The sequence below is a fragment of the Phaeobacter sp. CC-HEC084 genome (genome assembly GCF_059429255.1).
This window is the reverse complement of record NZ_JCAIJQ010000002.1, coordinates 2010800-2035006: the sequence shown is the minus strand read 5'-3', so window position 1 is coordinate 2035006 and position 24207 is coordinate 2010800. Positions and strand designations below refer to the sequence as shown.

Annotated in this window: 24 protein-coding genes; 20 read left to right on the top strand and 4 right to left on the bottom strand. The window is 60.5% G+C overall.

Annotation, left to right across the window (positions count from 1 at the left end; all coding sequences use genetic code 11):
• Positions 1 to 11: 11 nt before the first annotated feature.
• The 20 genes from AC5SSZ_RS09965 (at position 12) to AC5SSZ_RS09870 (ending at position 19215) form a co-directional block, all read left to right on the top strand.
• On the top strand, positions 12 to 617 hold the full coding sequence (locus AC5SSZ_RS09965) for an NADH-quinone oxidoreductase subunit C (RefSeq protein WP_065273118.1): 606 nt from the start codon (positions 12 to 14) through the stop codon (positions 615 to 617).
• Positions 617 to 1831, top strand: a complete 1215-nt coding sequence (locus AC5SSZ_RS09960; RefSeq protein WP_274834452.1) for an NADH-quinone oxidoreductase subunit D — start codon at positions 617 to 619, stop codon at positions 1829 to 1831. The genes AC5SSZ_RS09965 and AC5SSZ_RS09960 overlap by 1 nt, the downstream gene beginning before the upstream one ends.
• Positions 1831 to 3000 (top strand): NADH-quinone oxidoreductase subunit E, encoded by a 1170-nt coding sequence (locus AC5SSZ_RS09955; RefSeq protein WP_495438088.1) that lies wholly within the window; start codon positions 1831 to 1833, stop codon positions 2998 to 3000. Before AC5SSZ_RS09960 ends, AC5SSZ_RS09955 begins: the two co-directional genes overlap by 1 nt.
• Before the next feature lie 51 nt (positions 3001 to 3051).
• On the top strand, positions 3052 to 3279 hold the full coding sequence (locus AC5SSZ_RS09950) for a DUF5337 domain-containing protein (RefSeq protein ID WP_065273121.1): 228 nt from the start codon (positions 3052 to 3054) through the stop codon (positions 3277 to 3279).
• Between the two features lie 6 nt (positions 3280 to 3285).
• Complete coding sequence (gene nuoF / locus AC5SSZ_RS09945) at positions 3286 to 4584, top strand: NADH-quinone oxidoreductase subunit NuoF (protein WP_065273122.1); 1299 nt, start codon at positions 3286 to 3288, stop codon at positions 4582 to 4584.
• A gap of 145 nt (positions 4585 to 4729) precedes the next feature.
• Entirely contained in the window at positions 4730 to 5083 is a 354-nt protein-coding gene (locus AC5SSZ_RS09940; RefSeq protein ID WP_495438087.1) for a hypothetical protein, read from the top strand.
• An 89-nt stretch (positions 5084 to 5172) separates the two neighbouring features.
• On the top strand, positions 5173 to 5583 hold the full coding sequence (locus AC5SSZ_RS09935) for a DUF5333 domain-containing protein (protein ID WP_495438086.1): 411 nt from the start codon (positions 5173 to 5175) through the stop codon (positions 5581 to 5583).
• A gap of 3 nt (positions 5584 to 5586) precedes the next feature.
• Positions 5587 to 7602 (top strand): NADH-quinone oxidoreductase subunit NuoG, encoded by a 2016-nt coding sequence (gene nuoG, locus AC5SSZ_RS09930; RefSeq protein ID WP_495438085.1) that lies wholly within the window; start codon positions 5587 to 5589, stop codon positions 7600 to 7602.
• Positions 7599 to 7988, top strand: a complete 390-nt coding sequence (locus AC5SSZ_RS09925; RefSeq protein ID WP_065273126.1) for a YNQ4 family lipoprotein — start codon at positions 7599 to 7601, stop codon at positions 7986 to 7988. Before nuoG ends, AC5SSZ_RS09925 begins: the two co-directional genes overlap by 4 nt.
• Before the next feature lie 6 nt (positions 7989 to 7994).
• Positions 7995 to 9032, top strand: a complete 1038-nt coding sequence (gene nuoH / locus AC5SSZ_RS09920) for an NADH-quinone oxidoreductase subunit NuoH (RefSeq protein ID WP_065273127.1) — start codon at positions 7995 to 7997, stop codon at positions 9030 to 9032.
• 2 nt (positions 9033 to 9034) lie between these two features.
• Positions 9035 to 9529 (top strand): NADH-quinone oxidoreductase subunit NuoI, encoded by a 495-nt coding sequence (gene nuoI, locus AC5SSZ_RS09915; protein ID WP_065273128.1) that lies wholly within the window; start codon positions 9035 to 9037, stop codon positions 9527 to 9529.
• A gap of 7 nt (positions 9530 to 9536) precedes the next feature.
• Positions 9537 to 9944, top strand: a complete 408-nt coding sequence (locus AC5SSZ_RS09910; RefSeq protein WP_065273129.1) for a carboxymuconolactone decarboxylase family protein — start codon at positions 9537 to 9539, stop codon at positions 9942 to 9944.
• On the top strand, positions 9941 to 10543 hold the full coding sequence (locus AC5SSZ_RS09905; protein ID WP_065273130.1) for an NADH-quinone oxidoreductase subunit J: 603 nt from the start codon (positions 9941 to 9943) through the stop codon (positions 10541 to 10543). Before AC5SSZ_RS09910 ends, AC5SSZ_RS09905 begins: the two co-directional genes overlap by 4 nt.
• 4 nt (positions 10544 to 10547) lie before the next feature.
• Positions 10548 to 10853, top strand: a complete 306-nt coding sequence (gene nuoK / locus AC5SSZ_RS09900) for an NADH-quinone oxidoreductase subunit NuoK (RefSeq protein WP_005624625.1) — start codon at positions 10548 to 10550, stop codon at positions 10851 to 10853.
• A 6-nt stretch (positions 10854 to 10859) separates the two neighbouring features.
• Positions 10860 to 12932, top strand: a complete 2073-nt coding sequence (nuoL, locus tag AC5SSZ_RS09895; RefSeq protein WP_495438084.1) for an NADH-quinone oxidoreductase subunit L — start codon at positions 10860 to 10862, stop codon at positions 12930 to 12932.
• Positions 12932 to 14479 (top strand): NADH-quinone oxidoreductase subunit M, encoded by a 1548-nt coding sequence (locus tag AC5SSZ_RS09890; RefSeq protein WP_495438083.1) that lies wholly within the window; start codon positions 12932 to 12934, stop codon positions 14477 to 14479. The genes nuoL and AC5SSZ_RS09890 overlap by 1 nt, the downstream gene beginning before the upstream one ends.
• Positions 14480 to 14493: 14 nt before the next feature.
• The gene (gene nuoN / locus AC5SSZ_RS09885; protein WP_495438082.1) at positions 14494 to 15933 is read left to right on the top strand and encodes an NADH-quinone oxidoreductase subunit NuoN; all 1440 of its coding nucleotides are present in this window, start codon (positions 14494 to 14496) and stop codon (positions 15931 to 15933) included.
• 70 nt (positions 15934 to 16003) lie between these two features.
• Positions 16004 to 16753 (top strand): biotin--[acetyl-CoA-carboxylase] ligase, encoded by a 750-nt coding sequence (locus AC5SSZ_RS09880; RefSeq protein ID WP_274836737.1) that lies wholly within the window; start codon positions 16004 to 16006, stop codon positions 16751 to 16753.
• Between the two features lie 13 nt (positions 16754 to 16766).
• A complete protein-coding gene (locus tag AC5SSZ_RS09875) occupies positions 16767 to 17555 on the top strand; it encodes a type III pantothenate kinase (protein WP_274828795.1) in 789 nt (262 codons plus the stop codon).
• A complete protein-coding gene (locus AC5SSZ_RS09870; protein WP_495438081.1) occupies positions 17545 to 19215 on the top strand; it encodes a ribonuclease J in 1671 nt (556 codons plus the stop codon). The genes AC5SSZ_RS09875 and AC5SSZ_RS09870 overlap by 11 nt, the downstream gene beginning before the upstream one ends.
• A gap of 86 nt (positions 19216 to 19301) precedes the next feature.
• On the opposite strand, the gene AC5SSZ_RS09865 is transcribed toward AC5SSZ_RS09870, so the two are convergent.
• The 4 genes from AC5SSZ_RS09865 to AC5SSZ_RS09850 all read right to left on the bottom strand — a co-directional run bounded on the left by AC5SSZ_RS09865 (position 19302) and on the right by AC5SSZ_RS09850 (position 24083).
• Entirely contained in the window at positions 19302 to 19475 is a 174-nt protein-coding gene (locus AC5SSZ_RS09865) for an RSP_7527 family protein (protein ID WP_274831831.1), read from the bottom strand.
• Between the two features lie 221 nt (positions 19476 to 19696).
• Positions 19697 to 21202 (bottom strand): DEAD/DEAH box helicase, encoded by a 1506-nt coding sequence (locus AC5SSZ_RS09860; protein WP_274868063.1) that lies wholly within the window; start codon positions 21200 to 21202, stop codon positions 19697 to 19699.
• Positions 21203 to 21403: 201 nt separating this feature from the next.
• Positions 21404 to 22297: a glycosyltransferase family 2 protein gene (locus AC5SSZ_RS09855; RefSeq protein WP_495438080.1), complete on the bottom strand. Its 894-nt coding sequence runs from the start codon at positions 22295 to 22297 to the stop codon at positions 21404 to 21406.
• A 178-nt stretch (positions 22298 to 22475) separates the two neighbouring features.
• Positions 22476 to 24083: a peptide chain release factor 3 gene (locus tag AC5SSZ_RS09850; protein WP_065273138.1), complete on the bottom strand. Its 1608-nt coding sequence runs from the start codon at positions 24081 to 24083 to the stop codon at positions 22476 to 22478.
• Positions 24084 to 24207 lie beyond the last annotated feature (124 nt).

Genomic DNA, 24207 nt, shown 5'->3' with positions numbered 1-24207 from the left:
GAGAATTGATGATGACTGAAGCACTGAACGAACTCGGGACCCAGATCGCGGCCAAGCGCCCCGAATGCGTGCTGTCCTGGGATGTGTCCCATGGCGAGCTGAACGTGGACGTGGCGCCTGCGAATATCGCGGCGCTGGTCGACTTTCTGAAAGCGGATGCGACCTGCAAATTTTCCACCCTGGTCGATATTACGGCAGTCGATTACCCCGAGCGGACCAAGCGGTTCGACGTGGTCTATCACTTCCTGTCGATGTATCAGAACCAGCGTATCCGCCTACGGGTTTCCGTACGCGAAGATGAAATGGTCCCCTCGATTGTCGATCTGCACCCCTCGGCCAACTGGTTCGAGCGCGAGGTCTTCGACATGTTCGGGATCCTGTTCACCGGTCACCCCGACCTGCGCCGGATCCTGACGGACTATGGCTTCCGCGGCCATCCGCTGCGCAAGGATTTCCCGACCACCGGCTATACCGAGGTCCGCTATGACGAGGCGCAAAAGCGTGTTGTCTACGAACCCGTAAGCCTGGTTCAGGAATACCGCCAGTTTGACTTCATGTCCCCGTGGGAGGGTGCCGAATACATCCTGCCCGGCGATGAAAAAGAGGGGGCGAAATGATGGACGGCTCCAAAGGTTTCGAAGACGCCCTGACGGGCGAACAGAAGATCCGCAACTTCAACATCAACTTCGGTCCGCAGCACCCGGCGGCGCACGGCGTGCTGCGTCTGGTGCTGGAGCTGGACGGCGAGATCGTTGAACGCTGCGACCCGCACATCGGCCTGTTGCACCGTGGCACCGAAAAGCTGATGGAAAGCCGCACCTACCTGCAGAACCTGCCGTATTTCGACCGCCTCGACTATGTGGCGCCGATGAACCAGGAACACGCATGGTGTCTGGCCATCGAAAAGCTCTGCGGTGTCGAAGTTCCCCGCCGCGCCTCTCTGATCCGGGTGCTCTACTCGGAAATCGGCCGCATCCTGAACCACCTCTTGAACGTCACCACGCAGGCGATGGACGTTGGTGCGCTGACCCCGCCGCTGTGGGGCTTTGAAGAGCGCGAGAAACTGATGATCTTCTACGAGCGCGCCTGCGGTGCCCGCCTTCACGCGGCGTATTTCCGTCCCGGCGGTGTGCATCAGGATCTGCCGGATGAACTGATCGACGATATCGAAGAATGGGCGATCGAATTCCCCAAAGTTCTGGCTGATATCGACGGGCTTCTGACCGAAAACCGCATTTTCAAGCAGCGTAACTGCGACATTGGTGTGGTGAACGAGCAGGAGATCCAGGACTATGGTTTCTCCGGCGTCATGGTGCGTGGCTCCGGCCTTGCATGGGATCTACGCCGTGCGCAGCCCTATGAATGCTATGACGAGTTCGAGTTCCAGATCCCGGTCGGTAAGAATGGCGACTGCTATGATCGCTACCTCGTTCGCATGGAGGAGATGCGCCAGTCGCTGTCGATCATTCGCCAGGCCATCCACAAGCTGCGCGAAGCCACTGGCGATGTGCTGGCCCGTGGCAAGCTGACCCCGCCGAAACGCGGCGACATGAAAACCTCGATGGAAAGCCTGATCCACCACTTCAAGCTTTACACCGAAGGGTTCCACGTGCCCGAGGGCGAAGTCTACGCCGCTGTCGAAGCGCCGAAGGGCGAATTCGGCGTCTATCTTGTGGCGGACGGGAGCAACAAACCCTACCGCGCCAAGCTGCGCGCGCCGGGCTTCCTGCACCTGCAAGCCATGGACCATGTGGCCAAGGGTCACCAACTTGCCGACGTGGCTGCCATCATCGGCACCATGGACGTCGTATTTGGAGAGATTGACCGCTAATGCTTCGTCGTCTGCATCCCGAACAACCCGAAAGCTTTGCCTTCACGCCCGACAACCAGAAGTGGGCCGAAGCGCAACTCACCAAATACCCCGAGGGGCGTCAGGCCTCTGCGGTTATTCCGCTGCTGTGGCGTGCCCAGGAGCAGGAAGGCTGGGTCACCAAGCCCGCGATTGAATATATCGCGGATATGCTGGGCATGGCCTATATCCGCGTTCTTGAAGTTGCCTCCTTTTACTTCATGTTCCAGCTGGTCCCGACCGGATCCGTTGCCCACGTGCAGGTCTGTGGCACCACTTCCTGCATGATCTGCGGCGCCGAGGATCTGATCGCGGTCTGCAAGGAAAAGATTGCGCCGAAGCCGCACACCGTGTCCGCCGATGGCAAGTTCTCCTGGGAAGAGGTGGAATGCCTCGGGTCCTGCACCAACGCGCCGATGGCGCAGATCGGCAAGGATTACTTCGAGGATCTGACCACCGAAAGCTTCACCAAGATCCTCGATGATCTGGCAGCAGGCAATCCGGTTGTTCCGGGGCCGCAGAACGGGCGTTACGCGGCCGAGCCGAAATCGGGCCTGACGTCGCTCACCGAATACGACAGTGGCAAGACGCAGTATAACGCGTCTGTGCAGCTGGCCGTGGATCTGAGCGACAGCGTCAAGCGCATTCAGGGCGATGAAGTTCCGATCTTGACCCCTTGGGTTGGCAAGGACGGCGTCGTCGCTGGCCGCGCTGCCGAAGGTCAGCCTCCGAAGGCGCCCGACGCCGCAAAACCGGCTGCCAAACAGGCTGCCGAGGCAAAGCCCGCACCGAAGAAAGCTCCGGCCAAGAAAGCCGCTGAGCCTGCGTCGCCCGAAGGGGCAGCCGCCAAATCGGTTGAAGAAAGCGCGCCTGAGACGCTGAGCGAAGCCCGCGGTGGCAAGGCCGACGATCTGAAGATGCTGAAGGGCGTTGGTCCCAAGCTGGAAGAGACGCTGAATGAACTCGGTTTCTTCCACTTTGACCAGATCGCCAAATGGACCGAGGCCGAAATCGCATGGGTCGACAGCCGCCTCAAGTTCAAGGGCCGCATCGAACGCGATGGCTGGATTGAGCAATCCAAACAGCTCGCCGCTGGTGAAGAGACCGAGTTCGCCAAGAAGGCCAAGGACGACGGCCGCTACGAAGATTAACCCGTCTTCCGCCTCTGATACCGGGGGCGGAGGAGCAGACATTGGGACCCAATGAGCGCAGAACAGGACAAAGCCATCGCAGCCAAGGGGCGCCATATCGCCCTGGTGATTGCCGGAACCATGCTGGCATGGCTCGCTTTGTCCCTGATCATTGGTCCGGCGATGGGATTGCCGGGCCGTTACGCGCTTCTGTTCGATTTTCTCGCGCTGGCGGGGATGATCTATGCAGGGGTCAACATCGTTCAACTCTGGCGCATGCGTCAGGACAACCAAAGGTAGGCAGACATGCTGAAGGACCAGGACCGGATCTTTACCAACCTGTACGGTATGCATGAGCGGACGCTCAAAGGCGCTCAGGCGCGCGGCCACTGGGATGGCACCGCCGGTCTGATCGAAAAGGGGCGGGACTGGATCATCCAGACAATGAAGGACTCCGGCCTGCGTGGTCGCGGCGGTGCGGGCTTCCCCACCGGCCTGAAATGGTCCTTCATGCCCAAGGAAAGCGACGGTCGCCCGGCCTATCTGGTGATCAACGCGGATGAATCCGAGCCCGGCACCTGTAAAGACCGCGAAATCATGCGCCACGATCCGCATACGCTGATCGAAGGTGCGCTGATTGCCTCTTTCGCGATGAACGCCCACACCTGCTATATCTATCTTCGCGGCGAATACATCCGCGAGCGCGAGGCCCTGCAGGCGGCCATCGACGAATGCTATGACAAGGGTCTTCTGGGCAAGAACGCGGCCGGATCCGGCTGGGACTTTGACGTCTTCCTGCACCACGGTGCCGGTGCCTATATCTGCGGCGAGGAAACCGCTCTGATCGAAAGCCTTGAAGGCAAGAAGGGCATGCCCCGCATGAAGCCACCGTTCCCGGCGGGCGCGGGTCTTTATGGCTGCCCGACCACGGTGAACAACGTCGAATCCATCGCCGTCGTTCCCACCATCCTGCGCCGCGGCGCTGAATGGTTTGCGGGCTTTGGTCGCCCCAACAACGCGGGCACTAAGCTGTTCGCGATCTCGGGGCACGTCAACAACCCCTGCGTCGTCGAAGAGGCGATGTCGATTTCCTTCGAGGAACTGATCGAAAAGCATTGCGGCGGCATTCGCGGCGGCTGGGACAACCTACTTGCGGTGATCCCCGGTGGCTCGTCCGTGCCTTGTGTACGCGGTGAGAACATGCGCGATGCGATCATGGATTTTGATTACCTGCGCGGTGAGCTGGGTTCCGGCCTTGGCACTGCGGCGGTCATCGTGATGGACAAGCAGACCGACATCATCAAGGCGATCTGGCGTCTGTCCAAATTCTACAAGCACGAAAGCTGCGGCCAGTGTACACCCTGCCGCGAAGGCACCGGCTGGATGATGCGCGTGATGGATCGTCTGGTCAAAGGCCAGGCGGAACCGGAAGAAATCGACATGCTGTGGGATGTGACCAAGCAGGTCGAAGGCCACACCATCTGCGCGCTTGGCGACGCGGCGGCCTGGCCGATCCAGGGCCTGATCCGGAACTTCCGCGAAGAGATCGAAGACCGCATCAAGGCGCAAAAGTCGGGCCGCATGGGCGCGATGGCGGCTGAATAATAATAAAAGACAGGCAGATAGCAGATCCCATGATGAGCAATTTTCCCCTCACAATGACATCCAGCCAGGCAGGCGTTTCTGCCCGGGCGGCTGTGCTTTGTCTGGGGGCATGGGGTCTGTGCAGCTACGACGGGGAGGGGGCACGATGAACCGGAAACTGAAATCCGCAGGTGTCCTGTTGCTGTCTGCGGCAGTGCTGGCTGGCTGTGGCAGTTCTTTCAGCGACCGCACGCTTTATGATGGCGTAGCGTTCAAGGCGAAGGCGAAACCGGTGGACAAGAAGGTCACGCGGGCCGATTTCCGCGTTGAGGTCTCCAAGGCGTCGCAATCCTTCAAGGGCGCGCGTATGGCTGCGCATCACGCTGGCGTCACCTATTGCCTGAGTGAAGCCGGTTACGGCACTTCCGACATCATCTGGGACGTGGATCCCTACGACCCCGAGGCCGATCTGCGGCTTGATGGTGATACCGCGATTTTCCACGGGACTTGCGACACGTGACCGGCATGGCCGCATATCCTGGCCCGGCGTTATTGCATAACGACGCAGGCTCCCCGTTTGATTGGCGCTCCGCAAAGAAGGAGAGTCATGTGAAACGGGTTGTTCTGTCATTTGTGTCTGCAGTGGCACTGACGCTGGTACCATCGGCGCTGCTAGCGAAACCTCCATTGCGCTCGGTCGCCGAAATCGAAGAGCCGTTGTTTGCCGTCGCCGTCGCCAAAGAGATCGCCGATCACTGCGACAGCCTCAGTGCGCGGTTCTGGAAGGGCGTCGGAGAGTTGCGGCGCCTGCGCGCGCGGGCCAATGACCTTGGCTATTCGGACACTGAAATCCGCGCCTACATCGGCTCGGACACGGAAAAGGCCCGGATGCGGGCAAAGGGAGAGACGCTGTTTGCAAGCCGTGGCGTCTCATACGGAAAACCGGAATCCTTCTGTGCGTTCGGACGCATGGAAATCAAGAACAACAGCGCGATCGGCGTTTTACTGAGGGCGAAATAGACCATGTCTGACCTCCGCAAGATCAACATTGACGGAACCGAGATTGAGGTGGATGGGGCCATGACCCTGATCCAGGCGTGCGAGGAGGCCGGGGTAGAGATCCCGCGTTTCTGCTATCACGAACGCCTGTCCATCGCCGGCAACTGCCGTATGTGCCTGGTCGAAGTCGTTGGCGGCCCGCCCAAGCCCGCAGCCTCCTGCGCCATGCAGGTCCGCGATCTGCGCCCGGGGCCCGAAGGTCAGGCACCGGTGGTGAAGACCAATTCACCGATGGTGAAGAAGGCACGCGAAGGCGTGATGGAGTTCCTCCTGATCAACCACCCGCTCGATTGCCCGATCTGTGACCAGGGCGGCGAATGCGACCTGCAGGATCAGGCGATGGCCTATGGCGTTGACTTCTCCCGCTTCCGTGAAGCCAAGCGTGCCGTGGATGATCTGGATCTGGGACCGCTGGTCGGCACCGCCATGACCCGCTGCATTTCCTGCACCCGCTGCGTGCGTTTCACCACTGAAGTCGCCGGTATCACCCAGATGGGTCAGACCGGTCGCGGCGAAGATGCGGAGATCACCTCCTACCTGAACGAGACGCTGGATTCGAACCTGCAGGGCAATATCATCGATCTTTGCCCGGTCGGTGCGCTGACTTCGAAACCCTATGCGTTTACCGCCCGCCCCTGGGAGCTGACCAAGACCGAAACCATCGACGTGATGGACGCGCTTGGCTCGAACATCCGCGTGGACACCAAGGGCCGCGAAGTCATGCGGATCCTGCCGCGCAACCATGACGGCGTGAACGAAGAGTGGATCTCTGACAAGACCCGGTTCGTCTGGGACGGTCTGCGTCGCCAGCGTCTGGATAAGCCTTATGTGCGTGTTGATGGCAAACTGCGCCCCGCCACATGGCCCGAGGCGCTGGATGCCGTGGCAACTGCCATGAAGGGCAAGAAAGTTGCCGGTCTGATCGGCGATCTGGTCCCGGTCGAGGCGGCCTTTGCTCTGAAACAACTCGTCGAAGGTCTGGGCGGTTCGGTGGAATGCCGCACCGACAATGCCCGCCTCGCCATTGGCAACCGCTCGGCCTATGTGGGCACTGCGGCGATTGAGGATATCGACGCGGCACAGGCGATCCTGATGGTTGGCACCAACCCGCGCGACGAGGCGCCGGTTCTGAACGCCCGTATCCGCAAGGCCTGGCTGAAGGGCGCCAATGTCGGGCTGATCGGCGCCGCTGCGGATCTGACCTATGATTACGAACACATCGGCACCGACCGCGCTGCATTGGACGCAGCAGTAGCCAACGCCCATGACATTGCCGACAAGGCGCCGGTCATCATCGTGGGGCAGGGCGCCCTGCGTGAGGCGGACGGTCTGGCCGTGATGGCCAAGGTTCAGGAGCTCGCCGCCAAATCCGGCGCCAAGGTTCTGGTGCTGCACACCGCCGCAGCCCGTGTTGGCGCGATGGACATCGGCGCCGTGACCGAAGGTGGCATGGCCGCAGCAATCGATGGCGCCGAGGTGATCTACAACCTGGGCGCGGATGAGGTCGAAATCGATCCGGGTGCCTTCGTTGTCTATCAGGGCAGCCACGGTGACCGCGGCGCACACCGCGCCGACGTGATCCTGCCGGGTGCCGCCTATACCGAAGAAAACGGTCTTTTCGTCAACACCGAAGGGCGGCCGCAGCTGACCTTCCGTGCCGGGTTCGCACCGGGCGAGGCGAAGGAAAACTGGGCCATCCTACGCGCACTCAGCGCCGAGCTGGACGCGAAACTGCCTTACGACTCGCTGGCGCAGCTGCGTCAGGCGATGGTTGGCGAAGTTCCGCATCTGGCGAAAGTGGGTGAGGTTATCGAAAACGAGGTTGCCGCGCTCGAAGGCGAACCGCTGGGCAAGGCCGACTTCCTGCCTGCGGTGAAGGACTTCTACCTGACCAACCCGATTGCACGTGCATCGCAGCTGATGGCCGAACTCTCGGCCGCAGCAAAAGCCCGCAAGACAGACAAGATCGCGGCCGAGTGATCCGCGCGGCGCTCATATCGTCCTTGCTGCTGGGGGCCTGCGCGCAGGTGCCCGGTTCCGGCGCGGCAGACCGGTCCACCCCTGAATACAAAGGGGTCGAGACCAGCCTGCTGAACGGCGATCTGGTGCGTTTCAACGTTGCTATGTCCGGTGCCCGCTCCGAGGCGGACCTGGATGACTATGCCGAATGTGCGGCCGCGCAATATGCGCTGATCCGGGGCTACGGCTTCGCGCGTCATGTGCGCACAAAAATGAAACAAGAGGGTGGCGTTCAGACTGCAGATGCTGTCTACACCATCTCGCCCTCCCTCCCGCGCGGTCTGCGCACCATCGACGCTGAAGTCGTGGTCGCCGACTGTGAGGCAAACGGAATACCCACGGTGTGAGGACCTATGGCTGAATTCTTTAACACCCCAGGCGGCATCGCCATTCTGATACTGGCGCAAGTGCTTGCAGTTGTTGCCTTTGTCATGATTTCGCTTTTGTTCCTCGTCTACGGGGATCGCAAGATCTGGGCGGCGGTGCAGATGCGCCGGGGCCCCAACGTGGTGGGCGTCTACGGCCTGCTGCAATCGGTGGCCGACGCGCTGAAATACGTCGTCAAAGAGGTCGTCATTCCGGCGGGTGCGGACCGCAGCGTCTTCATTCTGGCCCCGCTGACATCCTTCGTGCTGGCGATGATTGCCTGGGCGGTGATCCCGTTCAACGATGGCTGGGTCCTTTCGGATATCAACGTGGCGATCCTGTATGTCTTCGCGGTGTCCAGCCTTGAGGTTTACGGCGTCATCATGGGTGGCTGGGCCTCGAACTCGAAATATCCGTTCCTTGGCTCCCTGCGCTCTGCCGCGCAGATGATCTCTTACGAGGTGTCGATTGGCCTGATCATCGTTGGTGTCATCATCTCGACCGGTTCGATGAACTTCAGCGAGATCGTGCGTGCGCAGGATGGCAACGCGGGTCTGTTCAACTGGTACTGGCTGCCGCACTTCCCGATGGTGTTCCTGTTCTTCATCTCGGCCCTGGCTGAAACCAACCGCCCGCCGTTCGACCTTCCCGAAGCGGAATCCGAACTGGTTGCGGGTTATCAGGTTGAATATTCGGCCACGCCGTTCCTCTTGTTCATGGCCGGTGAATACATTGCCATCTTCCTGATGTGCGCGCTGACCACGCTGCTGTTCTTTGGCGGCTGGCTGTCCCCGATCCCGGGTCTGCCTGATGGCGTCCTTTGGATGGTTGGCAAGATGGCCTTCTTCTTCTTCCTCTTTGCGATGGTAAAGGCGATCACCCCGCGCTACCGCTATGACCAGCTGATGCGCCTTGGCTGGAAGGTCTTCCTTCCCTTCTCGCTGGTCTGGGTGGTTTTTGTCTCCTTCGCTGCAAAATTCGACTGGTTCTGGGGTGCCTTCGCACGCTGGACAACTGGGGGCTGATCATGACGCAGATCGATTACACCCGCGCCGCCAAATACTTCCTGCTGCAGGATTTCTGGCAAGGCATGAAACTGGGCCTGAAGTACTTCTTCGCGCCCAAGGCCACCCTCAATTACCCGCATGAAAAGGGGCCGCTGTCGCCCCGCTTCCGCGGTGAACACGCGCTGCGCCGTTATCCCAACGGCGAAGAACGCTGCATTGCCTGCAAACTTTGCGAGGCGGTCTGTCCCGCGCAGGCGATCACCATCGATGCCGAACCGCGTGAAGACGGCAGCCGCCGCACTACGCGTTACGACATCGACATGACCAAATGCATCTACTGCGGGTTCTGTCAGGAAGCCTGCCCGGTGGATGCCATCGTGGAAGGGCCGAATTTCGAATTCGCCACCGAAACCCGCGAAGAGCTGTTCTACGACAAGGAAAAGCTGCTTTCGAACGGGGAGCGCTGGGAAGCCGAGATCGCCCGCAACCTGGAAATCGACGCCCCGTACCGGTGAATGAGAGATGAGCGAAACCAAGAACCCCTTTGAGGCCATGATGGCCCAGGCCCACGAGATGGCCCGGGCTCTCAATCCCGGCCTTGAGCATTTCTCGCCCAAGGGGTTCGAGGCGCTTTGGCCGACCATGCCCAAAGAGGCGATGGAACTGATGTTCGGCAGGACCGTCAACAAGGACGGTCTGGACGCCAAGACCCGGCTGCTTCTGACGCTGGCCGGGCTGACCATGCAGGGCGCGCAGGCGGATACCGCCGTGCGCCAGACCGTGCGCCACGCACTCGAGGCGGGCGCGAAGAAACAAGAGATCGTTGAAACGATCGGACAGATGTCGGTCTTTGCCGGCATTCCGGCCATGACCCGCGCGCTCGAGCTGGCGCAGGAGGTCCTGGACGACAAAAGGGACGATGAGACATGAGCGTTTTTGCCTTCTACCTCTTCGCCATCAGCGCCATCACCGGCGGGCTGTTCACTGTGATCAGTCGCCAGCCGGTACACTCGGTGCTGTGGCTGATCCTGGCCTTTATTTCCTCGGCCGGGTTGTTCGTGCTGCTGGGGGCGGAGTTCGTCGCCATGCTGCTGGTCATCGTCTACGTGGGGGCGGTCGCTGTTCTGTTCCTCTTCGTGGTGATGATGCTGGATGTGGATTTCGCCGAGCTGAAAGCGGAAATGGCGAGGTACATGCCTGTCGCGCTGCTGATCGGTCTTGTCATCCTGATGCAGTTCGTCATGGCCTATGGCGCCTGGGAAAGCGCGCCGCTGGCATCCGAGCTGCTGGCGCAGCCGACACCGACGGATACCCACAACACCGAGGCGCTTGGCCTCATCATTTATGACCAATATTTCCTTCTGTTCCAGCTGGCGGGCCTGATCCTGCTGGTGGCCATGATCGGCGCCATCGTGCTGACCCTGCGCCATCGCAAGGACGTGAAGCGTCAGGACATCGTCGCACAGATGATGCGTGACCCGGCCAAGGCGATGGAACTCAAGGACATCAAACCGGGGCAGGGGCTGTAAGGCAATGATCGGACTTGAACATTATCTCACCGTCGCGGCGACACTGTTCGTCATCGGCATCTTCGGACTGTTCCTGAACCGCAAGAACGTGATCATCCTGCTGATGAGCATCGAATTGATGCTCCTCGCGGTGAACATCAACCTTGTGGCCTTCTCCAGCTTCCTTGGGGATCTGGTGGGGCAGGTCTTTACCCTGTTCGTGCTGACCGTGGCCGCCGCTGAGGCCGCCATTGGCCTGGCGATCCTGGTTTGCTTCTTCCGCAACCGCGGCACCATCGCCGTGGAAGACATCAACGTGATGAAGGGCTAAAGCGTCATGGAAACCATCCTTCTCTTTGCCCCGCTGGTCGGGGCGGTGATCTGCGGCTTTGGCTGGAAGTTCATCGGCGAAAAGGCCGCCACCATCACGGCGACGGGCCTGCTGTTCTTCTCGGCGGTCCTGTCCTGGATCACCTTCCTGTCCTTTGACGGGACCACGCAGCACATCGAAATCATGCGCTGGATCGAAAGCGGCTCGCTTTCGACCTCCTGGGGCATCCGGCTGGACCGCCTGACTGCGATCATGCTGATCGTGGTGACCACGGTTTCCAGCCTCGTGCACCTCTACTCCTTCGGCTACATGGCCCATGACCCGCAGTGGAAAGACGGCGAAAGCTACAAGCCGCGCTTCTTTGCCTACCTGTCCTTCTTCACCTTCGCGATGCTGATGCTGGTGACCTCGGACAACCTGGTTCAGATGTTCTTTGGCTGGGAAGGCGTCGGCGTTGCCTCCTACCTGCTGATCGGTTTCTACTACCGCAAGCCTTCGGCCAATGCGGCTGCGATGAAAGCCTTCATCGTCAACCGTGTCGGTGACTTTGGTTTTGCGCTGGGTATCTTTGGTCTGTTCTTCCTGACCGACAGCATCAGCTTTAACGACATCTTCGCGGCGACGCCCGAGATTGCCGAAACACAGCTCAGCTTTCTCTGGGGCGAGTGGAACGCGGCAAACCTGATCGCGATCCTGCTGTTCATCGGTGCCATGGGTAAATCGGCGCAGCTGATCCTGCACACCTGGCTGCCGGACGCGATGGAAGGCCCGACGCCTGTGTCGGCGCTGATCCACGCCGCGACCATGGTGACCGCTGGTGTCTTCCTGGTCTGCCGCATGTCGCCGCTGATGGAAGTGGCGCCGCAGGCGACCATGTTCATCACCGTGCTGGGCGCCACGACGGCCTTCTTTGCCGCCACCGTGGGTCTGGTTCAGACCGATATCAAACGCGTCATCGCCTATTCGACCTGTTCGCAGCTTGGCTACATGTTCGTGGCCGCTGGCGTGGGCATGTATTCGGCAGCGATGTTCCACCTGTTCACCCACGCCTTCTTCAAGGCGATGCTGTTCCTTGGCGCGGGCTCCGTGATCCACGCGATGCACCACGAGCAGGACATGACGAACTATGGTGGTCTGCGCAAAAAGATCCCCTACACCTTTGCTGCGATGATGATCGGTACGCTGGCCATCACCGGTGTTGGTATTCCGCTCACGCATTTCGGTTTTGCAGGCTTCCTGTCCAAGGATGCGATCATCGAAAGCGCCTATGCAGGTGGCTCCATGTATGGCTTCTGGCTGCTGGTAATCGCTGCTGCGATGACCTCCTTCTACAGCTGGCGCCTGATCTTCCTGACCTTCTACGGCAAGCCGCGCGGCGACAAGCACACCCATGATCACGCGCATGAAAGCCCGATGGTCATGTTGATCCCGCTGGGCGTTTTGGCTCTGGGTGCGGTGTTCTCCGGCATGATTTGGTACAACAGCTTCTTCGGTCATGCTGACACCGTGGGCAAGTTCTATGGCATTCCCTACGCTGAAGCCTCGGCTGAAGGACACGGTGAAGCCACGGACGACCATGGCGAGGCTGCAAAGGGCGAACATCACTATGTCTTCACCGGCAAGCCGGGCGAGGGCGCGCTTTACTTCGCTCCGGACAACACCGTGCTGGACGATGCGCACAAGGTTCACTGGCTGGTAAAGGTCTCTCCTTTCATCGCGATGATGGGCGGTCTGATCATGGCGCTGTGGTTCTATATCTGGAACCCCTCGCTTCCGGCCCGTCTGGCCGCGAACCAGCGCCCGCTGTACCTGTTCCTCCTGAACAAGTGGTACTTTGACGAGCTGTACGATGCGATCTTTGTCAAACCCGCCCTGGCGATTGGCCGCTTCTTCTGGAAGAAGGGCGACGGCAAGACGGTTGACGGCTTCCTGAACGGTGTGGCCTTGGGCATCGTGCCCTTCTTCACCCGTCTCGCTGGCCGGGCCCAGTCCGGCTTCATCTTTACCTATGCCTTTTGGATGGTGCTGGGCATTGCCGCCCTTGTCACCTGGATGTCGATCGGCGGAGGAGCGCACTGATGGACAACATCCTTTCAATTATCACCTTTATCCCGGCATTTGCGGCGGGCCTGATGGCCCTGTTGCTCCGGGGAGAGGATGAAGCGGGTCAGCGGAACGCCAAATGGATCGCGCTTCTGGCGACAACGATCACCTTCCTGGCGTCGCTCTATATCTACGTTAACTTTGACGCCGCCAACACGGGCTTCCAGTTTGTGGAAGAGGCCGACTGGATCTTTGGTCTGAAGTACAAGATGGGTGTCGATGGTATCTCGGTGCTCTTCGTGCTGCTGACCACATTCGTGATGCCGCTGACCATTCTGGCCAGCTGGAATGTTACCGTCCGCGTCAAGGAATACATGGTGGCCTTCCTGCTGCTTGAAACCCTGATGCTGGGCGTCTTCATGGCGCTGGATCTGGTGCTCTTCTACCTGTTCTTCGAAGCGGGCCTGATCCCGATGTTCCTGATCATCGGTATCTGGGGCGGCAAGGAGCGTATCTACGCCTCCTTCAAGTTCTTCCTCTACACCTTCTTCGGTTCGGTGCTGATGCTGGTGGCCATGGTGGCGATGTACGCTGACGCGGGCACCACCGACATCGAGACCCTGCTGACCCACAGCTTCTCGGCCGCGAGCTTTGACGTGCTGGGTATCCATGTGGTGGGCGGCATGCAGACGCTGATGTTCCTGGCCTTCTTCGCCTCCTTCGCGGTGAAGATGCCGATGTGGCCGGTGCATACCTGGCTGCCGGATGCGCACGTTCAGGCGCCGACCGCAGGCTCGGTCGTGCTGGCAGCGATCATGCTGAAGATGGGCGGCTATGGCTTCCTGCGCTTCTCCCTGCCGATGTTCCCGGTCGGATCGGACGTGATGACTGATCTGGTGCTCTGGATGTCCGCCATCGCGGTTGTCTATACCTCGCTGGTAGCGATGGTGCAGGAGGATATGAAGAAGCTGATCGCCTACTCGTCGGTTGCGCACATGGGTTTTGTGACCATGGGTATCTTTGCGGCCAACCAACAGGGCGTAGACGGTGCGATTTTCCAGATGCTGAGCCACGGCTTCATCTCGGCTGCTCTGTTCCTTTGCGTTGGCGTGATCTACGACCGTATGCATACCCGTGACATCGACGCCTACGGCGGCCTTGTGATCCGGATGCCTGCCTATGCGCTGGTCTTCATGTTCTTCACCATGGGCAACGTCGGCCTGCCGGGCACTTCGGGCTTCATTGGTGAATTCCTGACCCTGATGGGCACCTTCCAGAAGAACACCTGGGTTGCGGCTGTTGCTGCCACCGGCGTGATCTTCTCAGCGGGCTATGCGCTGTGGCTCTATCGCCGGGTGGTCTTTGGCGATCTGATCAAGGAGAGCCTCAAGACCATCAAGGACATGGATGGACGCGAGCGGTTCATCTTTGCGCCGCTGGTGGTGATGACGATCCTGCTGGGCGTCTACCCGTCGCTTGTCACCGATATCATCGGCCCGTCGACCGAGGCTCTGATCTCGAATTTCAACCATTCTCTGGCCGCCGCTGACACCTCGTCGGCGACCCAGATTGCTTCGCACTAAGGGAGCCAAGGCAGATGATCCAAGCTGATCTCTCCGTCGTCCTGCCAGAGATTATTCTGGCTGTTTACGCAATGCTGGCGCTGCTGGCGGCGGTCTACACGGGCAAGGACAAGCTGGCCGCGACGCTGGTCTGGTCCACCGCAGCCCTGATGGTCGCCCTGGCGGTCTGGATCGCAACCGGCGGCAATGGCATGCACGAGGCCTTCGGCGGCATGTTCGTCGATGATGGCTTTGCTCGCTTTGCCAAGGTTCTGGTTCTGATCGGTGCCGCAGCGGTGCTGGTGATGGGACAAGAGTACATGTCGCGCCGCGGCATGCTGCCCTTTGAGTATCCGATCCTGGTTGCGCTTAGCACCGTGGGGATGATGGTCATGGTGTCGGCAGGCGACCTGATGGCGCTTTACATGGGGCTAGAGCTGCAATCGCTGGCGCTTTATGTGGTTGCTGCCCTGCGCCGCGACAGCGTGAAATCGACCGAAGCGGGCCTCAAGTACTTCGTGCTGGGCGCTCTGTCTTCCGGTCTGCTGCTCTATGGCGCCTCGCTGGTCTATGGTTTTGCCGGTACCACGAAATTCGCTGGTATCATTCAGGTGGCAGAGCATAGCCACATGTCGCTGGGCATGCTGTTCGGCCTCGTCTTCCTGATCTCGGGCATGGCGTTCAAGGTCTCGGCCGTTCCGTTCCACATGTGGACCCCGGACGTTTACGAAGGTTCGCCGACGCCGGTTACCGCCTTCTTTGCCACCGCGCCCAAGGTTGCTGCGATGGGTCTGTTCGCACGGGTGCTGCATGATGCATTCGGCGGTGCGGTCACCGACTGGCAGCAGGTCATCGTGGTTCTGTCGGTTCTGTCGATGTTCCTTGGCGCCATTGCCGCCATTGGACAGACCAACATCAAACGCCTGATGGCCTTCTCCTCGGTCGCGCATATGGGTTATGCGATGATCGGTCTCGCAGCGGGCACCGAACAGGGCGTGACCGCGATGCTGGTTTACCTGGCCATCTACGTCACCATGAACATCGGTACCTTCTCCTTCATCCTGATGCTGGAAAAAGACGGCACGCCGGTCACCGATATCAACGCCTTGAACCAGTTCGCATCGCGCGAGCCGGGCAAGGCGCTGGCGGTGCTGATCCTGATGTTCTCGCTGGCCGGTGTTCCGCCGATGCTGGGCTTCTTTGCCAAGCTGGGCGTGTGGCAGGCGGGTGTTGATGCGGGTCTGATGGGGCTGGTCGTGGCCTCGGCAGTCGCCTCGGTCATCGGTGCCTTCTACTACCTGCGGATCGTCTTCTACATGTACTTCGGCTCCGGCGAAGGTGAAGTCGAGATCAAAGGCTCTCCGGTGCTGACGCTGGCGCTGATGGGATCGGCTGCGCTGATGCTGATCGGGGTGGTCTACCAGTTCGGTATCGACGGGGCAGCAGCGGCTGCCGCCGCAACGCTTGTAAATTGATCTGTTGTTCAGACAGTCTCGGAAGGCCCGGTCGCATGACCGGGCCTTTTGTGCGTAAAGGTGGAGGCGTTTGATGACCTGGCCGACGGGATATGGGAAACGGGTTCTGCCCGAGGTGGACAGCACCCTGGACGAGGCAGCGCGGATCGTCGGTGAGCTTCAGGGCCCCGAGTGGATCCTGGCCCTGCGCCAGACCAAGGGACGCGCCCGCCGTGGCCGCGACTGGAAGGATCCCAAGGGAAATTTTGCAGCCACGCTTGTGATCCGTCCTGAAGGTCCGGCCTCGCAGGTGGCGTTGCGCAGTTTCGTGGCCTCGCTGGCGGTCTATGACGCATGCGAGTCCCTGACGGGGCGCAGCGAAGGACTGGCGCTGAAATGGCCCAATGATGTGCTCCTGAACGGTGGCAAGCTGGCCGGTATCCTGTTGGAAAGCGTCGGACAAGGCACAGGTGTTAGCCACCTGTCCATCGGGATCGGGGTGAACCTGATGGAAACCCCGATGAAGGAATGGTTGGAGCCCGGCGCCGTGTGGCCGGTTTCGCTGCTGTCGGAGACCGGTATTCAGGTCGCGCCCGAGGATTTCCTTGAGGCGCTGGCTGCGGCCTTTGCCCGATACGAGGAGCAATTCGTAACCTACGGATTTGAACCGATCCGCACCGCCTGGCTGGCCCGCGCGGCCAAGCTGGGTGAGGTCATCACGGCACGCACCGCAACGTCGGAAACCGAAGGCACGTTCGAAACGGTGGACGCCAGTGGCAACCTTGTCCTAAACACCGCCAAAGGCCGCATTTCGATCCCGGCCGCGGATGTCTATTTCTAGGAAGGACAAGCCCATGCTTCTGGCCGTCGATTGTGGCAATACCAATACCGTCTTCTCGATCTATGACGGAGAGCAGTTCATCGGCATGTGGCGCACCGCCACCGATTGGAAACGCACCGCGGATCAGTATTACGTCTGGCTCAACACGCTGATGCGACTGCAGGGGATCGAGGCGGATATCACCGACATGATCATCTCCTCTACTGTGCCGCGGGTGGTGTTCAACCTCCGTGTTCTGGCGGATCGTTATTTCAACACACGGCCCCTTGTGGTTGGCAAGCCCGATTGCCTGCTGCCGGTCGAAGTACGCGTGGATGAAGGCACCGCCGTGGGGCCGGACCGACTGGTCAATACGGTGGCCGGCTTCGATCACTACGGTGGCAATCTGGTGATGGTGGATTTCGGCACCGCGACCACCTTTGACGTGGTGGCCGAAGATGGTGCCTATGTCGGTGGCGTGATCGCCCCCGGCGTGAACCTTAGTCTTGAGGCTCTGCATCAGGCGGCGGCTGCGCTGCCACATGTGGACATCTCTAAACCGCAAAAAGTCATTGGCACCAATACCGTGGCCTGCATGCAATCTGGCGTGTTCTGGGGCTACGTGGGGCTGGTGCGAGAGATATGCACCCGCATCAAGGAAGAGCGCGGTGTGCCTATGAAAATCATATCAACAGGCGGGCTGGCGCCTTTGTTCCAGCAAACGGCGGATCTGTTTGACGCATTCGAGGACGACCTCACGATGCACGGCCTACAGGTCATCCATAAATACAATAAGGATAACGGTACTCCGAATGAGCACTGAACGATTGATCTATCTGCCCCTTGGCGGGGCAGGTGAAATTGGCATGAACGCCTATGTCTATGGCTATGGTAAACCGGGCAAGGAACGGCTGATCCTGGTGGATCTGGGCGTTGCGTTTCCGGATATGGAGACCAGCCCGGGCGTGGACCTGATCATGCCCGACATCACCTGGCTGAAGGAACGCGTTGACCAGCTTGAGGCGATCTTCATCACCCATGGTCACGAGGACCACATCGGCGCGGTCTCGCATCTTTATGGGGATCTGCGGGTGCCCGTCTACGCGCGCGCCTTTACCGCCAACCTTGCCCGCCGCAAGATGGAAGAGCGCGGCCATGATCCCAAGGTGGTGCAGACCGTATCGGCATGGCCCGAAGTGACCAAGCTCGGCCCCTTCACCGTTGGTGTCGCGCCGATGTCCCACTCCATCCCCGAAAGCGGCGCATTGGTGATCGACAGCCCGGCCGGGCGGATCGTGCACACCGGCGATTTCAAACTGGACCCGAACCCGCTGGTCGGTGAGGCTTTCGATCCGGAGATGTGGACCGAGATCGCCAAGGACGGCGTGCAGGCGATGGTCTGCGATTCCACCAACGTCTTCTCGGCTCATCCGGGGCGCTCTGAATCCGAACTGGCGCCGGAGATTACCAAACTGATCGAGAGCGCAACCGGCATGGTTGCTGCCACCACCTTTGCCTCCAACGTTGCGCGAGTGAAGACCCTTGCCGAGGCGGGCGAGCGGGCAGGGCGGTCCATCGTCCTCTTGGGCCGTGCGATGCTGCGCATGGTTGAGGCCGCCGTGGAAACCGGTGTGCTGAAGGATTTCCCCAAGGTGATCCAGCCTGAGGACGCGCAGGAACTGCCGCGTGACAACGTGATGCTGATCACTACCGGTAGCCAAGGCGAACGCCGGGCGGCAACCGCGCAGATGGCACGCGGTAAGTATCGGGGGCTTGAGCTGAAGGCCGGTGATCTGTTCCTGTTCTCCTCGAAAACCATTCCGGGCAACGAGAAGGGCGTGATCCGCATCATGAACCAGTTCTCGGAGCGCGGCGTCGACGTCGTAGATGACAGCTCGGGCCTGTACCACGTGTCGGGCCATGCCAACCGTCCCGACCTTGAACAGCTGCACGCGCTGGTCAAACCGAAGATCCTGGTGCCGATGCACGGCGAACACCGCCACCTGCGCCAGCACGCGCGCATCGCTGAGGAAAAAGGCTATGCCAGCGTTGTGGCGGTGAACGGCACCATGCTGGATCTTTCCGATGATCAAGGGCCGAAGATCGTCGACTATGTGGACACCGGCCGGACCTATCTGGATGGATCGGTCAAGATCGGCGCGCTGGATGGCATTGTGCGTGACCGGATCCGCATGGCGCTGAACGGCCACGTGGTGATCACGGTGATCCTTGATGAAGAAGACGAACCGCTGGGCGAACCCTGGTGCGACATCAAAGGCCTAGCGGAGACCGGAACATCCGATGCGGCGCTGGCTGAGGTGATCGAAGAGGACCTGAACCAGTTCCTGATGCGCGCCGGTGCCAAGACCCTGCGCGACGATGACAAGCTGGAAGGCGAGTTGCGCCGTGTGGCGCGTCAAACCGCGAACAACGAGATCGGCAAGAAGCCTGAAGTAACAGTGGTGATCAGCCGTATGCGCTGATCCCTACTTGTCAAAGACTGAAAACGAAAACGCCCTGACTGGATAAGTCAGGGCGTTTTTGTGAGCTGTGGTATTCGAAAGTGCGATCAGGCGTGGCGCGGGCGGTGCACCAGTGCGGTGATCTTGTGGACGGCGCCGCCGATGCGTGCCACCACGGCGCGCAGCATGTTGCCCATTGCCGCGCTGCGCATTGCATGGGCACGCTGCTCGATGGCCTGGATGTCCTGTGCGGTGAGCGGGGTGTTGTCGAACTGGGTCATTTAACTTTTCAACCTATGAGATGTGTCTGTCTTGCTTGCGGGTGACATAGTCCCCTGCGGCGGGTTTGACATCCGGTCAAATGATCAATGCCGCCATGCTGCAGGTGCAAAGCAAGTCACCAAACCGCGAATGATCGGTTGGCAGGCGCCGTAGGGGAGAACGAAAAACGGCTGCATCCCATTCAGGATGCAGCCGTCAAAACTGTCAAAGTGGTGATGCGTCAGCTAGCGCGGCGTTCGTCAAAGGACAGCGCAATAAAGCTGGGCATGTGATCGCCCATGCCGACAACCTTGCGGTCGTCGCGGCGGTCCTGCTTGCCTCCACGGCCACCACGCGATTGTTTCGCTGGCTTTTCAGCATTGGCCGATTTGTCGCCAGAGCGGGACTGGGATTTTGGCGCGGTTGCTGTGTCCGTATCCGCGTCTGCTGCCTGATCTGCCTTTGCATCCTTGGGCGCGTCCTGACCCTTGTCCGCCGATTTACCGCGACGGCTGCGGGTCGGCTTGGGCTTGCTTGCGGCGGTATCATCCTTGCCTGCGTCCACGGCATCTTCGGTGGACTTGCGGCTGGGTGCCTTTTTAACAGGGTTTTCCAAGCGGGCGATGGTCTTTTGAACCAGGCTTTCGACTGCATCCAGCGCCTTTTCATCGCGCGGGGTACAGATGGTAATCGCCTTGCCCTCACGGCCGGCGCGGCCGGTGCGGCCAATCCGGTGCACGTAGTCCTCGGCGTGGCCGGGAACGTCGTAGTTGAACACATGGCTGACGCTGGGCACGTCGAGACCGCGCGCAGCCACGTCCGAAGCCACGAGAATGCGCAACTGGCCCTCGCGGAACCCATCAAGGGTTTTGGTCCGCTGGCTTTGGTCCAGGTCTCCGTGGATCGGCGCGGCGTCATAGCCGTATTTCTTCAGCGACTTTGCCACCACATCCACGTCCATCTTGCGGTTGCAGAAGATGATCGCATTGGTCAGCTTTTCGCCTTCCTGATCGATCAGCGCGCGCAGCACTTTGCGCTTTTCGCTGCCTTCGCGATCCTTGCGGGAGGCTTTGAATTCCACAACGGCCTGTTCGATGGTTTCCGAGGTGGTTGCCTGACGGGCAATCTCGATCCGCTCGGGGTTAGACAGGAAGGTGTTGGTAATCCGCTCGATCTCCGGCGCCATGGTGGCCGAGAAGAACAGGGTCTGGCGGGTAAAGGGCGTCAGGCCAAAGATGCGTTCGATATCTGGGATAAAGCCCATATCGAGCATCCGGTCGGCTTCGTCCACCACCATGACCTTGACATCAGAGAGGATCAGCTTGCCGCGTTCGAAATGGTCAAGCAGACGACCGGGCGTTGCGATCAAAACGTCGACGCCCTTGTCGATCAGCTGGTCCTGTTCCTTGAAGCTGACGCCGCCAATCAGCAGGGCCTTGGTCAGTTTCAGGTGCTTGGTGTAGGTGTCGAAGTTTTCAGCAACTTGTGCTGCCAGCTCGCGCGTGGGGCAGAGCACAAGGCTGCGCGGCATCCGCGCACGCGCGCGACCGCGGGCGAGCATCGTGATCATCGGCAGGGTGAAAGAAGCGGTCTTCCCGGTGCCGGTCTGGGCGATCCCCAGAACGTCGCGTCCCTCCAGCGCGGGCGGAATCGCTCCGGCCTGGATCGGGGTGGGGGATTCATACCCGGCTTCCTCAATTGCCTTGAGGACCTTGGGGTTCAAGTTCAGATCGGTGAATTTTGTCATATGCGTCCGTTTTTGCGGACACTGACCAGGCCCGCGCGTGTGTGAGTCAGCCGGTTTCGCAAGGTCATGCGGTTTGGCAGCTTCCGGCTTCGGGGCGGACTTAGCAAAATACGGGTGCACCGTCAATTGAAGCCTGATTTTGCAGGAGAAAACGCGGTTTTTCGCGCTCTTTCGGTGCATATTTGCAGAGTTTATCGCCCTTTAGGCGAATTTTGGAAAATGTTTGGCGCGTTTCTCCGCGAGGCGCAGTTCACGGATTCGCAGGCAGCCTTCCTGCTCAAGCCGCGCTCGCAGTTCCGCGCTGTCGGCGCAGGTCTCCTCAAAAAAACCGCGCAGACCGTCGGTACCCTGTTCCGCTTCGATGGCCGAGAGGAGTTCGTGCAGATTGATACCGCCCTTGTCGCGGGGCCGGGCCGGTTTCAGCTCGGATCGGTAGGAGCCCTGCCTCAGCCGGTAGCTGTAATGCGACAGCCAGCTGTCCCAATCGCGGGCGTGAAGATGGCACAAGTCGACGTCCGGCAGGACCACCTGGCTGGGATTTTCCTCCCCGTCCACGAAGAAATTGTGGATGCGCAGCTTGCCCTCTTCCATGCCAGGACGGACGAAAAGCTTGCCTTGGGTATGGCTGAGAAAGCCGCTGAGCAGATGCTCGCCATAGGTGGGATAAAGCTGCCCGGCCCGGGCACCTCTGTCGCTACCACGGGGGATTTGCGTCTTGAAGGCAGAGCCGTCGCCTCCGGCCAGGCTTTCAATCGGGTACGCGCGCGCGCAGAGAGCCGTTTCGGGCTGGCGCGCCAGCACCTGTGACAAGGGCTCTTTGGACCAGAGGAATTCATCCACATCCATATGGATCAGCCAATCCAGCCCCTTGCTCTGACGTCTGTAGGCGCGGGTGGCATTCAGGGTTTGCCGGACCTGGTGCTTGTCAGGTTTGCCGCCCTTGCGCCGCTGCGCCCAGGAGGCATCATCGCAGTCGAAAACCCGGATCTTCGGGTGCTGCGCCAAGAGATCGCGTGCCTCGGGGCAGGGGGCATCAAGATAGAGGAAAAGCCGATGCGCGCCTGCGTCGAGATGATAGGCGGCAAAGTTCAGCACATCCTTGGCCTGGGCCTTGATGGTGCTGACGATACCCCATGTCTGTGTCGGCGAATGTGTCAGGGCAGCCTCTTAGAACGGCGGTTCAGCAGGACGGCGCAGTCGACGATCGTCTCCAGATCACCGCCGGTCTGGAAACGCGCCCGGGCCATGTTGAACCGCCCGGGCATTGATGTTGTTAGACCATCATTTCCTTGGTCGCGGTCAGTTTCAAGTCTGGATAATCCCGCTCCACCCGGTCGATGTCCCATTGCAGCCGCGTCAGGTAGACGGTGTCGCCGTCATGGTCTGTCGCGATGTGCTGCTTGTTGGCGTTGATGAATTTCTCCACCGCCGGTTTTTCCCCGGAAACCCAGCGGGCCGAGGTAAACTGAGAGGGCTCAAAACGCACCGGCAGGCCGTATTCCATCTCGATCCGGCTTGCGAGCACTTCGAACTGCAAAGCCCCCACAACGCCGACGATGAAGCCGGAGCCGAAGGAGGGTTTGAAGACCTTGGCGGCGCCTTCCTCTGCGAATTGCATCAGCGCCTTTTCCAGATGCTTCGCTTTCATCGGATCGCCCGCGCGCACGGTCTGCAGCAGTTCCGGCGCAAAAGACGGGATACCGGTGGCGCGCAGGGCCTCGCCCTCGGTCAGCGTATCGCCAATGCGCAGCTGGCCGTGGTTCGGAATACCAATGATATCGCCCGCCCAGGCCTCTTCCGCCAGTTCCCGGTCCGAAGCCAGGAACAGCACGGGGTTCGAGATCGCCATGGGCTTCTTGGTGCGCACGTGGGTCAGCTTCATGCCGCGTTTGAAATGGCCCGAGGCCATGCGCACGAAGGCGACGCGGTCGCGGTGCTTGGGGTCCATATTGGCCTGTACCTTGAAGACGAAGCCGACGACCTTCTTTTCCTCCGGACAGACCTGGCGCGGGCTGGCTTTTTGCGGCTGCGGCTCGGGGCCGTATCGGCCGATCCCATCCATCAACTCCTTCACCCCGAAGGAGTTGATCGCAGAGCCGAACCAGATCGGGGTCATATGACCCTCCAGCACCGATTGCGGGTCAAGGGTCGGCAACAGCTCCTTGGCCATCTCCACCTCTTCCAGGAACTTCTCAAGCAGATGCGCAGGCACGTGTTCTGCCAGTTTCGGATCGTCCAGCCCTTCGATCGAGATGCTCTCGGCAACCTTGTTGCGGTCGGCGCGGTCCATCAGCTCCAGCCGGTCGCGCAACAGGTCATAGCAACCGATGAAATCGCGCCCGACTCCGATGGGCCAGCTGGCGGGGGTCACGTCAATCGCCAGCATTTCCTGGATTTCGTCAATGATCTCAAACGTGTCGCGGCTTTCCCGGTCCATCTTGTTACAGAAGGTCAGGATCGGCAGATCGCGCAGGCGGCAGACTTCGAACAGTTTCTGCGTCTGGCTCTCGACACCTTTGGCGCCGTCGATCACCATCACCGCCGCATCCACCGCCGTCAGCGTCCGGTAGGTGTCTTCGGAAAAGTCCGAGTGGCCGGGGGTGTCCACCAGATTGAAGCGGAAACCGTCGAAATCGAACGACATGGCCGAGGCCGAAACGGAGATGCCCCGGTCCTTTTCCATCTGCATGAAGTCCGAGCGCGTGCGCCGCGCTTCGCCCTTGGCGCGCACCTGACCGGCCATCTGGATCGCGCCGCCATAGAGCAGGAATTTCTCGGTCAGAGTGGTCTTGCCCGCATCCGGGTGCGAGATGATCGCAAAGGTGCGGCGCCGCGCGATTTCGGGCGGCAGTTCAGGGCGGTTTGTGACGGAATCCAGCATGAGCGCGCGTATATCAGGATTGCGGGTCGAGGCAAGAAAAACAGGCGGCACCCCCCGTACAGCCCCCGTGCACCCCCTGTACACCGGGCGTACACCGGGCCGCCGCATCCGCCCAGCCCCCGCG

Coding starts and splice junctions, on each gene's coding strand:
- AC5SSZ_RS09905 (WP_065273130.1), top strand. CDS start 9,941: ATGAGCGTTTTTGCCTTCTACCTCTTCGCCATCAGCGCCATCACCGGC.
- nuoG (WP_495438085.1), top strand. CDS start 5,587: ATGTCTGACCTCCGCAAGATCAACATTGACGGAACCGAGATTGAGGTG.
- AC5SSZ_RS09875 (WP_274828795.1), top strand. CDS start 16,767: ATGCTTCTGGCCGTCGATTGTGGCAATACCAATACCGTCTTCTCGATC.
- AC5SSZ_RS09955 (WP_495438088.1), top strand. CDS start 1,831: ATGCTTCGTCGTCTGCATCCCGAACAACCCGAAAGCTTTGCCTTCACG.
- AC5SSZ_RS09850 (WP_065273138.1), bottom strand. CDS start 24,083: ATGCTGGATTCCGTCACAAACCGCCCTGAACTGCCGCCCGAAATCGCG.
- nuoI (WP_065273128.1), top strand. CDS start 9,035: ATGACGCAGATCGATTACACCCGCGCCGCCAAATACTTCCTGCTGCAG.
- AC5SSZ_RS09865 (WP_274831831.1), bottom strand. CDS start 19,475: ATGACCCAGTTCGACAACACCCCGCTCACCGCACAGGACATCCAGGCC.
- nuoF (WP_065273122.1), top strand. CDS start 3,286: ATGCTGAAGGACCAGGACCGGATCTTTACCAACCTGTACGGTATGCAT.
- AC5SSZ_RS09890 (WP_495438083.1), top strand. CDS start 12,932: ATGGACAACATCCTTTCAATTATCACCTTTATCCCGGCATTTGCGGCG.
- AC5SSZ_RS09965 (WP_065273118.1), top strand. CDS start 12: ATGACTGAAGCACTGAACGAACTCGGGACCCAGATCGCGGCCAAGCGC.
- AC5SSZ_RS09870 (WP_495438081.1), top strand. CDS start 17,545: ATGAGCACTGAACGATTGATCTATCTGCCCCTTGGCGGGGCAGGTGAA.
- nuoL (WP_495438084.1), top strand. CDS start 10,860: ATGGAAACCATCCTTCTCTTTGCCCCGCTGGTCGGGGCGGTGATCTGC.
- AC5SSZ_RS09960 (WP_274834452.1), top strand. CDS start 617: ATGGACGGCTCCAAAGGTTTCGAAGACGCCCTGACGGGCGAACAGAAG.
- nuoK (WP_005624625.1), top strand. CDS start 10,548: ATGATCGGACTTGAACATTATCTCACCGTCGCGGCGACACTGTTCGTC.
- AC5SSZ_RS09860 (WP_274868063.1), bottom strand. CDS start 21,202: ATGACAAAATTCACCGATCTGAACTTGAACCCCAAGGTCCTCAAGGCA.
- AC5SSZ_RS09950 (WP_065273121.1), top strand. CDS start 3,052: ATGAGCGCAGAACAGGACAAAGCCATCGCAGCCAAGGGGCGCCATATC.
- nuoN (WP_495438082.1), top strand. CDS start 14,494: ATGATCCAAGCTGATCTCTCCGTCGTCCTGCCAGAGATTATTCTGGCT.
- AC5SSZ_RS09940 (WP_495438087.1), top strand. CDS start 4,730: ATGAACCGGAAACTGAAATCCGCAGGTGTCCTGTTGCTGTCTGCGGCA.
- nuoH (WP_065273127.1), top strand. CDS start 7,995: ATGGCTGAATTCTTTAACACCCCAGGCGGCATCGCCATTCTGATACTG.
- AC5SSZ_RS09910 (WP_065273129.1), top strand. CDS start 9,537: ATGAGCGAAACCAAGAACCCCTTTGAGGCCATGATGGCCCAGGCCCAC.